We start from the raw sequence: 9,366 nt of genomic DNA on the forward strand, positions 1-9,366 counted from the left end.
CTAATAAACTTGGAATACCTAGTTTATTATCATAACAATAAAAAGTAAAAATCGAGATATAAGATAAAAGCAAAAATTGGCTCTCTCATATGCTCCTAGAGTATTTTCAGAAACGAAGCAGTAAAAATTGAATCCTCACAATAAATAAGATAAGTTTAAAGAAATATATGGGAGGGGAAGCTAAATGAGATTAGCCTTTATTTCAGATGTTCACGGAAATGCAATCGCTTTAGAGGCAGTATTGAAAGATCTTGAGGAGAAAAAAGTGGACAAAGTCTTTGTACTAGGAGATTTATGCTATCGCGGTCCAGAGCCAAAGCGTTCATTAGAATTGGTTCAATCTATAAATTGTCAGGTTGTTAAGGGCAATGCTGATGAATGGGTTGTCAGAGGTGTTGCTGAAGGAGAAGTTCCTGGTCAAGCTCTGGAAATGATGCGGCAAGAGCGGGAATGGACATATTCACATTTGAGTGAAGATGATGTGGGTTATTTACAGGCCCTTCCAACTGAAATCGTTACAACGATTGAAGGTGTGAAGATTCATGTGTTTCATGCAACACCGAATAGCTTATTCGAAGTCGTCGTGCCATTTGCGGAAGATGATGTCATCCAAGAAAAATTAATGGAACGAGAGGCAGATCTTTATCTTTATGGTCATATCCATACCCCCTATATTCGTTTTCTCAACGGAAAAGCGGTAGTGAATTTAGGAAGTGTAGGGTTGCCTTTTGATGGTTTAAATCAAGCGTCTTATAGTCTTGTCGATATTGAAAATGGCAGCATCCAAGCGTCCATTGTTCGTGTGAAGTATGATTTAGACAAAGTGATGGATACGTTACAAACATCGGATTACCCGAATAAAGAGTTCTTAATAAATGTTTGGAGAAATGGTCGGCTTTAAACAGAAGGAAGGTACAAGTAGGTGAAAGATCAAAACAACATCAAGATCGGTATCCTAATCGTTTTTTGTGGTTTTGTCTTTTTTGCAATGAAAAGTCCCTCATGGGAGTTTAGGACTGTAAAAGTGGATGGACACATAGCAGAAGAAAGTTTTCCGCTACTGAGAACAGTTGGGGTGGAAAAGAAACTGGAAACAACCGTTTATCCTGTATTCAACCAAGATGACCTTGATGAATCAACTCCACTAAAAGAAAAAATTAACATGATTTTAGAGAACCCTCTTCTCGAGGGAATAATAACGGGGATTAGCATCCGTAAAGCAGATGATGGTGCATTGATCTATTCGCATAATGGAAACACTCAATTGCGTCCAGCATCTAACTTAAAATTATTGACCGCAGCTGTAGCGATGGAGGTATTAGGACCAGACTATCGCTTTTCAACGGAACTATTAACAGATGGGAAAATAAAAAGAGGGGTATTGCATGGAAACTTATATATTAAGGGAAAAGGAGATCCTACACTCTTAACCGATGATTTAGCTGCATGGGCTGCAATATTAAAGAAAAAGGGCATTAAAAAAATTCTAGGAGATATTATTGGGGATGATAGTTGGTATGATGAAATCCGTTACTCTCAAGATTTAATTTGGTCTGATCAAACGTATGACTATGGAGGACAAATTTCCGCTCTGACAATTTCACCTAATGAGGAATATGACGCAGGCAGTTTAATAGTAGATATACAGCCAGGGGAAAAATTGGGAGTAGCACCCATGATTAAAATAAAACCTGAAACAGATTATATAACTATTATAAATCGAGCAAAAACAGTAGCAAAAAATGTCTCCAATGATCTCTCAATTAAAAGAAAATATGGAACAAATCAAATAATTGTTGAAGGGGATATACCACTTGATACAGCCAAAACAAAGGTAGGGATTGCCGTTTGGGAGCCAACTAACTATGTTGTCCATTTAATGGGGGCAACTCTGAAAGACAATAAGATCGCTTGGAGTGGGCAAGAAAAGATAGGTATTACACCAAATTCAGCTGTAGTATTAGCAACTAAACAATCGATGCCATTACATGAATTACTTATCCCTTTTATGAAACTAAGTAATAATATCCATGCGGAAACAATAGTAAAAGAAATGGGGAAAGTGATTCATGACGACGGTAGTTGGTCAAGTGGACTGGCTGTTATGGAAGAATCGCTTGCTGATTTTGGCTTAAACGAAAATCAAATATTATTGCGGGATGGTTCTGGAATCTCTGATAAAAATCTAATCCCCCCAAATGAATTAACAAAATTATTATACGAAGTCCAAAAAAAGAGCTGGTACCCCGCTTTTGAAAAATCTCAACCTATTGCAGGAGAAGCAGGTCGATTAGTTGGAGGAACATTGCGTCATCGAATGACTGCAGAAAATATAAAAGGAAGAGTGATGGCAAAGACAGGGTCACTCACAGGGGTAAGTACCCTCTCAGGATATGTGATAAACACAAACGGTGATAAGTTGATTTTTTCAATTATGATGAATAATTACATAGAAGGGTCCATGAATAAAATACAGGATGAAATATGCCAAGTGCTCATTGAGTCGACTTTAAAATAATGTGTCCGTTTTTCAAACAAACTTGAAGGCGGACTCTTTTTGATGTCTATTTATATTGAAATTATTTCATAGGTAATATAATATATAATATATATAAATTATATATATTATGACTTATAAGAGGACGGGGATATTTATGGATATAGAGGAGTTTAAGCGATATCTCTTAAATTACTCACGAGAGATTAGTGAAAATACGAACAAAGTGTTTAATCCACTCATTGAGCAATTTGGATTGACAACACTACAATTTCGGATTTTGATGGAAATCCGCCAAAGTGGTTCCCATACGATCGGGAGTCTTGCAAACCAAATAAAAATGGCGGGTACAAATATTTCCACAATGTGTAAGAAACTTGAAAAAATGGAATTGCTTGAACGTATTAGAAAACCAGAGGACGAACGAGTTGTCTTGGTCATCCTTACTCAGAAAGGAAATGCCATTGTCACGGAAATTGATCGAGTGATTGTTGAGAAAATCACTTTATATACAAAAGCAGAATCTGAGCAAACTATGAGTGAGATCATTATTGGTTTAAAGCAATTAAATCAACTTTTACAAAAGATGGGTCAAACTGCAAGTCATAAATCAGATTAAGGAGAAAGCATATATGAAAATACAGAAAAATCCTAAGAAGCCACTTATCTATTATATCTTAGTTTCAGTTATGGTGGTAATGGTTCTAAATGCTTTTGTCTTTCCATTAATTATGGAGCAAAAGGTTTCACAAGTAGACTATGGTACCTTTTTAAAGCAAATTGAACAAGGGAAAGTGGATAGTGTTGAAATCCAAGATAATCAAATTGGCTATACTGTCTTAGATGGAAGTGGACGAGAAAAGGTTTATGTCACAGGAAAGATGGATGATCCTGATCTCGTGAACCGACTTTATGACGCCAATGTAAAATTTACAAAAGTGGTACCAAAAGAAGCTTCCCCTTTCCTTAAGTTTATCTTAGCCTGGATCTTACCATTAGTCATTTTTATTGCAGTTGGTCAATTCCTAATGAGAAAAATGGCTGGAAAAATGGGTGGTGGCGCCAATGCTATGACATTTGGAAAAAGCAAAGCTAAAGTCTATGTAGAGGCGCAAACAGGTAAAACATTTGCGGATGTAGCTGGACAAGAAGAAGCGAAGGAAGCTTTACAGGAAATCGTTGATTTTCTTCACAATCCAAAAAAATACCAAGAAATTGGTGCTAATATTCCAAAAGGTGCATTATTAGTAGGACCTCCTGGAACAGGTAAAACTTTATTAGCTAAAGCAGTAGCAGGGGAATCAAAGGTTCCGTTCTTCTCGATTTCAGGTTCGGAATTTGTGGAAATGTTTGTTGGAATGGGTGCGGCAAGAGTAAGAGATCTATTTAAACAAGCACAAGAAAAAGCGCCTTGTATTGTGTTTATTGATGAGATCGATACAATTGGAAAAAGCCGTACTTCAGGCGGACCAAGCGGAAATGATGAAAGAGAACAAACTTTAAACCAGCTTTTAACTGAAATGGACGGTTTTGATGCAGACAAAGGAGTCGTTATTTTAGCGGCAACGAACAGACCGGAAACATTAGATAAGGCATTGCTTAGACCTGGAAGATTTGATCGTCGCGTACCAGTGGAGTTACCAGATCTATTAGGCCGAGAACAAGTATTAAAAGTTCATGCACAAAAGGTAAAAATGGCCGATGATGTTGATTTTAATGCGATTGCTCGGGCAACCTCAGGAGCATCTGGTGCCGATCTTGCGAATATGATTAATGAAGGTGCGCTTCGTGCAGTGAAAATGGGCCGTAAAGAAGTGAACCAAAGTGACTTAGAGGAATCAGTTGAGGTCGTATTAGCGGGATACCAGCGGAAAAATTCCGTTATCTCAATGAAAGACAAATTAACCATTTCTTATCATGAAATTGGACATGCTTTAGTCGCTGCCAAACAGAGCCATTCAGCACCTGTTCACAAGATCACCATTATCCCAAGAACATCGGGTGCTCTAGGATATACAATGCAGGTAGAAGAAGGCGAGAAAGTGTTGATGAGTAAGGAAGAGGCTTTGGATAAAATCACCACTTTTATGGGCGGACGTGCGGCAGAAGAAGTTATATTTAACCGTGTGACCTCAGGAGCTTCTAATGATATTGAACAAGCAACCAAAATTGCGAGATCCATGGTGACGCGATTTGGTATGAGTGAAGAATTTGATATGATGGCTCTCGAAACTGTCAATAATCCTTATTTAGGTGGGGATACATCATTGCTCGTTTCATCCGAAACGGCTGCCAAAATTGATGATGAAGTTTTAAAAATCATCAAGACATGTCATCAAAAGGCCATTCAAATACTTGAGGACAATAAACCAAAGTTACATGAGCTTACTAAATATTTATTAGAGAAAGAAACGATTACAGGCGAAGAATTTATGACGATTCTAGAAGCAAAAGAATCGAATTAGTAAAAAATGAGGAAGATCCAATTGCGGTTGGATCTTCTTTACATGGGAAAGAGATATCAGACCGATAACGTGTCGTCGGTTGCCGGCGGGGCGCGAGCGGTCTTGGAAAAACGTGAGGGTACAAGGCCCGACCGTCGCGAAGTTTCTTCTCGTATAGGAAAAGCGTGAGGATGCGAGGCTCAACCGTTGCGAAGTAGCGAAATTGCTCAGCGGCTTTGAATATTGTGAGGCCCTGCAGGTAGCCGCTCCTAAAAAGCCGAAATTGATTAGCAAGCAAAACGAGGAAGGCTATTTTTTCAACAGAAGGTTAGGTGGATAAATCGATTTATGTTACTATCTATATGATTAGAACGTGAAGGGAGAAAGAAAAATGGCCGAGATAAAGTTTGAAATTACGGAGCAAATTGCCATTCTTTCAGAATCACCAAAAGGGTGGACCAAAGAGCTAAATCTAATTAGTTGGAATGGACGAGAACCAAAATATGATATTCGTGACTGGGCACCTAACCATGAAAAAATGGGGAAGGGTGTTACATTAACAGAGGAAGAATTTAAAAAACTGAAAGAGACTCTGAGCTAGACTAGGGATGACGAGCAAAAAATGAAAGGGGAAATGTTAGAGCCCTAGGAAATTATAAAAAGCATCGCGATATATAGAGAAAATGTAACAGAGCGAACAATTTCTCAACTAAATGAATTACTCCGTAATAAGCAACCAAAAACTTAAGGAACATATTGATACGGAAGGGAGAACCTTCCTTTTTAAAAGAATAAAGACATTTGAAAAAGGACGACAATGATGGGGAAAGTACAATTACCAGTTCAAAAAAATCAAATTATTGATGTTATCTTTGAAGATTTAACCCATGATGGCAATGGGGTAGCGAAAGTGGATGGTTATCCACTCTTTATTGCCAATGGGTTACCAGGTGAAAAGGCAAAGGTAAAGGTAACTAAATTGAATAAGGGATACGGTTTTGCAAAAATCATGGAAATTTATGAACAAAGCCGCTATCGAGTGACTCCTGAATGTCCGATTTATGAGGAATGTGGAGGTTGCCAGCTTCAACATTTAAGCTATGAAGGACAATTAAAGGCGAAAGAAAAACAAGTGCGCGATGTGATGCAACGGATTGGCAAAATAGAAGATGTTATGATCCATCCTGTTCTAGGAATGGAGAATCCATGGCGATACCGCAATAAATCACAAGTCCCGATCGGCGAAAGAGAAGGCGGCTTAATTGGTGGGTTTTATCGACAACGAACACATGACATTATTGATATGAAAGAGTGCTTAATTCAAGTCGAAGAAAATGATCATGTGTTGAAAGAGGTAAAAGAGATATGTGGCAAATTTGGGGTTAAGCCTTATGATGAAAAAAGCCATAAAGGCCTGCTTCGCCATGTGATGGCGCGCTATGGAAAAATTTCTGGTGAAACGATGATTGTATTAATCACGAGAACAGCTGAACTACCAAATCGAAAGAAAATAGTGGCGGAATTAGTGGAAGCTATACCTAACCTGAAATCAATCGTACAAAACGTTAATTCGAAGCGGACGAATGTCATTTTTGGCAATGAGACAAAGGTGCTGTGGGGAAGAGAAACAATCACAGACTATATTGGTGATATCCAATTTGCGATTTCAGCTCGTTCTTTTTACCAAGTCAATCCAGAACAAACGAAAGTACTTTATGATCAAGCTCTCCAATATGCAGAGTTAACAGGAGAAGAGAGTGTTATTGATGCATATTGCGGAATTGGCACGATTTCACTTTTTCTAGCACAAAAGGCGAAGAAAGTATATGGGGTTGAAATTGTTCCGGAAGCGATTGATGATGCAAACAGAAATGCCGAACTAAATGGAATGGACAATGTGGAGTTTACCGTTGGGGAAGCGGAGGTCATAATCCCTAATTGGTACAAGGAGGGAATCGAAGCAGATGTGCTTGTCGTTGATCCTCCTCGTAAAGGCTGTGACCAAGCTCTTTTAGACACCATTATCCAAATGAAACCGAAAAAGATGGTCTATGTATCCTGTAATCCTGCAACACTTGCGAGGGACTTGCGCATTTTGGAAGATGGAGGCTATAAGACATTAGAAGTCCAGCCGGTAGACATGTTTCCAATGACAAATCATGTGGAGTGTGTGGCAAAGCTGGAACTGAGATCTGTCTAACTAAAATAAACATCACCGAAACAAAATAAACATGTGCTAATCCGCCCCTGATTTCGTTAAAATAATCATTTGCGAACTCGGGGTCTTTTCATGCCCAATCCCTTATCGGTCCTATATTTTCCCGGTTTTCTCTCTCCTCCATAATGGCAAAACTTAATTTTAACTTCGAAAAAAAGGTGAAAAAACAGGAGGAAAGAGGTGTGAAACGGTCATTTTGAACCGAAAAAGTGTTAGAATGGGGGTTCGGCGGCAAAACTTAATTTTAACTGGAACGAAGGAATGCGGGTTTGAGGGGTAGGAAAAATCAAGAGATATTTTTTGTTGTACAGGTGGATGAATAGGAACGGTTGAAGTGTTGATAGAATAAGGTTTTCCAGTGAAATTGGAGAATGTCCAAGCTGGGGAATCTTATTTTTATTTGGGTAGGGGAGTTGATAGGATAGATAAAATTAATTTTGTCTATATAACAATTAATATTGTTTGCGATTGGGAATCTAATGATATTAACTTAATTTGAAAGGAATTTTTTATATGGATTATATTTCTGCAAAAGAAGCAGCGGAAAAATGGGGAATATCCAAAAGAAGGGTTCAAACATTATGTAGTGAAGGAAGAATTAAAGGCGCGATGAAAGTGGGGATGGTTTGGGTTATACCATCTATGGCAGTAAAACCAGCAGATAATAGAAAGAAAACAAATGATTGAATTTATTTTATGAATTATTAGAAGGTGAAATTGTTGAGGTATTTAGGTAATAAATCAAAGTTATTAGATTTTATAGATGATGTAATAAAAAAATATGATATACAAGGTGACACCTTTGCAGATCTTTTTGCAGGTACTGGAGTGGTGAGGGACTATTTTAAGGATAGGTTTAAGATAATATCAAATGATTATATGTATTTTTCTAAAGTGATAAATAATGGGAAATGTCTAAGCATCCAGAGGATTTATACTTTTTTAAAAATGATGAAGTTTGGCTGGCAACAAGCAGTCATGAAGAATGGTGTGTAATTTATCCGCGAAATGCAGAAGAAATAGAAAGGATAATGAATATAAAAGGGATAGTTGCCACGATTGAAGAGGATGAATAATCTATAAAAATTACGACTTTTAAGTAGAGAGTAATACAGGTTTTCAGAGGGCTTTACTAGAAATACATCCATTTTGATTAATTTTTCAAAATGGATGTATATTCATTCTACTGAGAAAGTTCATTTGTCCAATATTTTTTAGGATCTATTATTTTGTTGATTTTTCCAGATTTTTTTAGCCAAATTTGTAAATCATCGTAATATTCGTATGCCATTGAAAAGTCATATGTGAAGCAAGGTAGTGTGGCGTCTGTAATTTTATTGGAAAGCGGGTCAGCTTTATCCATATTGGTGAACGCATTATAAATATCTTTTGCTTCTGCAGGCTTTTCATAAATAAAGTCAATGGCCTGGCGAATAACTTTTAAAAATCGCGCAATAGCAGACTTGCGGTCGCGAAGTATTTTTGGGGAAGTAATAAAAATCAACTGGCAAAAGTCAGGGATACCCCAATCCTTTAGTGCAAAGTACTCAACATCCAACCCTTTGTGCTTCGCTTCTATGATTTCAAAGTTTTGAAAAATAAGTGTGGCAGCATCAGCTTTGTTCTCTAGTAAAGCGTCACTATGATAAAAACCATTGTTAACAGGGATAAAATCCTCTAGTTTACATACACCACCATCAGATTCGACCATTGTTTTAACAATTGCAAGACCACCTAATCCTGGAGCACCTGGATATTGAATTCTCTTGCCAATTAAATCTTTGGGACGGGTAATTCCTTTCTCTTTAACATACATTACTCCACCATTTGTATGTAAGAACCGGGAAAATCCAATTACAGATTCATCGTTTGCACGGTCTTCAACAAGATGGAGAGGCTCAGTGATAGCAATATCCATGTTTCCCTTTTTAATCTCATTTATAGCATCAAAATGTTCCTCTGGCTCCACCATATTAATGCTAATATTTTCTTTCTTAAACCACCCCTTTTCCATTCCAATAATTAAAGGAATATGGTCAGGGTTTAAAAACCATTCTAATCCAATTGATATTTTTTCTTCCATTTTGAAGTTCCTCCCTCATATTTTCTTATAAATCGAGTAGGAGGCTAATCATTAATTGATTAGCCGACCTCTCACACCACCGTACATACGGTTCTCGTATACGGCGGTTCAATAACTTAAGTAT

At 37.5% G+C, this 9,366-nt stretch carries 9 protein-coding genes and 1 pseudogene; 9 read left to right on the top strand and 1 reads right to left on the bottom strand.

Annotated features, from left to right (window positions below; genetic code table 11):
- Positions 1–184 precede the first annotated feature (184 nt).
- The 9 genes and pseudogenes from J2Z23_RS18120 (at position 185) to J2Z23_RS18160 (ending at position 8,235) form a co-directional block, all read left to right on the top strand.
- A complete protein-coding gene (locus J2Z23_RS18120; protein WP_057987610.1) occupies positions 185–901 on the top strand; it encodes a metallophosphoesterase family protein in 717 nt (238 codons plus the stop codon).
- Between the two features lie 21 nt (positions 902–922).
- Complete coding sequence (gene dacB / locus J2Z23_RS18125; RefSeq protein ID WP_209974757.1) at positions 923–2,518, top strand: D-alanyl-D-alanine carboxypeptidase/D-alanyl-D-alanine endopeptidase; 1,596 nt, start codon at positions 923–925, stop codon at positions 2,516–2,518.
- Positions 2,519–2,654: 136 nt separating this feature from the next.
- Positions 2,655–3,116 carry a MarR family winged helix-turn-helix transcriptional regulator gene (locus J2Z23_RS18130; RefSeq protein ID WP_057995352.1) on the top strand — a complete coding sequence of 154 codons (462 nt, stop codon included), beginning with the start codon at positions 2,655–2,657 and terminating at the stop codon, positions 3,114–3,116.
- A 13-nt stretch (positions 3,117–3,129) separates the two neighbouring features.
- Positions 3,130–4,962: an ATP-dependent zinc metalloprotease FtsH gene (gene ftsH, locus J2Z23_RS18135; protein WP_064468153.1), complete on the top strand. Its 1,833-nt coding sequence runs from the start codon at positions 3,130–3,132 to the stop codon at positions 4,960–4,962.
- A gap of 370 nt (positions 4,963–5,332) precedes the next feature.
- Positions 5,333–5,542, top strand: coding sequence for a YdbC family protein (locus tag J2Z23_RS18140; protein WP_057987606.1), 210 nt, complete (start codon positions 5,333–5,335; stop codon positions 5,540–5,542).
- 219 nt (positions 5,543–5,761) lie between these two features.
- Entirely contained in the window at positions 5,762–7,141 is a 1,380-nt protein-coding gene (gene rlmD / locus J2Z23_RS18145) for a 23S rRNA (uracil(1939)-C(5))-methyltransferase RlmD (protein WP_128738560.1), read from the top strand.
- A 531-nt stretch (positions 7,142–7,672) separates the two neighbouring features.
- Positions 7,673–7,846, top strand: a complete 174-nt coding sequence (locus J2Z23_RS18150; RefSeq protein ID WP_057987602.1) for a helix-turn-helix domain-containing protein — start codon at positions 7,673–7,675, stop codon at positions 7,844–7,846.
- 24 nt (positions 7,847–7,870) lie between these two features.
- Positions 7,871–8,038 (top strand): annotated as a pseudogene (locus tag J2Z23_RS18155) (DNA adenine methylase); the annotation flags it as partial.
- A 32-nt stretch (positions 8,039–8,070) separates the two neighbouring features.
- Complete coding sequence (locus J2Z23_RS18160; protein WP_209974762.1) at positions 8,071–8,235, top strand: hypothetical protein; 165 nt, start codon at positions 8,071–8,073, stop codon at positions 8,233–8,235.
- 107 nt (positions 8,236–8,342) lie between these two features.
- On the opposite strand, the gene J2Z23_RS18165 is transcribed toward J2Z23_RS18160, so the two are convergent.
- Positions 8,343–9,242: an ABC transporter substrate-binding protein gene (locus J2Z23_RS18165; RefSeq protein ID WP_209974759.1), complete on the bottom strand. Its 900-nt coding sequence runs from the start codon at positions 9,240–9,242 to the stop codon at positions 8,343–8,345.
- Positions 9,243–9,366 lie beyond the last annotated feature (124 nt).

The sequence above is a fragment of the Lederbergia galactosidilytica genome, assembly GCF_017873565.1.
Lineage (GTDB): Bacteria > Bacillota > Bacilli > Bacillales > Bacillaceae_C > Lederbergia > Lederbergia galactosidilytica.

Bases quoted from the DNA above. Each gene is read 5' to 3' on its own strand.
- J2Z23_RS18120 (WP_057987610.1), top strand. From the start codon at position 185: ATGAGATTAGCCTTTATTTCAGATGTTCACGGAAATGCAATCGCTTTA.
- J2Z23_RS18130 (WP_057995352.1), top strand. From the start codon at position 2,655: ATGGATATAGAGGAGTTTAAGCGATATCTCTTAAATTACTCACGAGAG.
- ftsH (WP_064468153.1), top strand. From the start codon at position 3,130: ATGAAAATACAGAAAAATCCTAAGAAGCCACTTATCTATTATATCTTA.
- J2Z23_RS18140 (WP_057987606.1), top strand. From the start codon at position 5,333: ATGGCCGAGATAAAGTTTGAAATTACGGAGCAAATTGCCATTCTTTCA.
- rlmD (WP_128738560.1), top strand. From the start codon at position 5,762: ATGGGGAAAGTACAATTACCAGTTCAAAAAAATCAAATTATTGATGTT.
- J2Z23_RS18150 (WP_057987602.1), top strand. From the start codon at position 7,673: ATGGATTATATTTCTGCAAAAGAAGCAGCGGAAAAATGGGGAATATCC.
- J2Z23_RS18160 (WP_209974762.1), top strand. From the start codon at position 8,071: ATGTCTAAGCATCCAGAGGATTTATACTTTTTTAAAAATGATGAAGTT.
- J2Z23_RS18165 (WP_209974759.1), bottom strand. From the start codon at position 9,242: ATGGAAGAAAAAATATCAATTGGATTAGAATGGTTTTTAAACCCTGAC.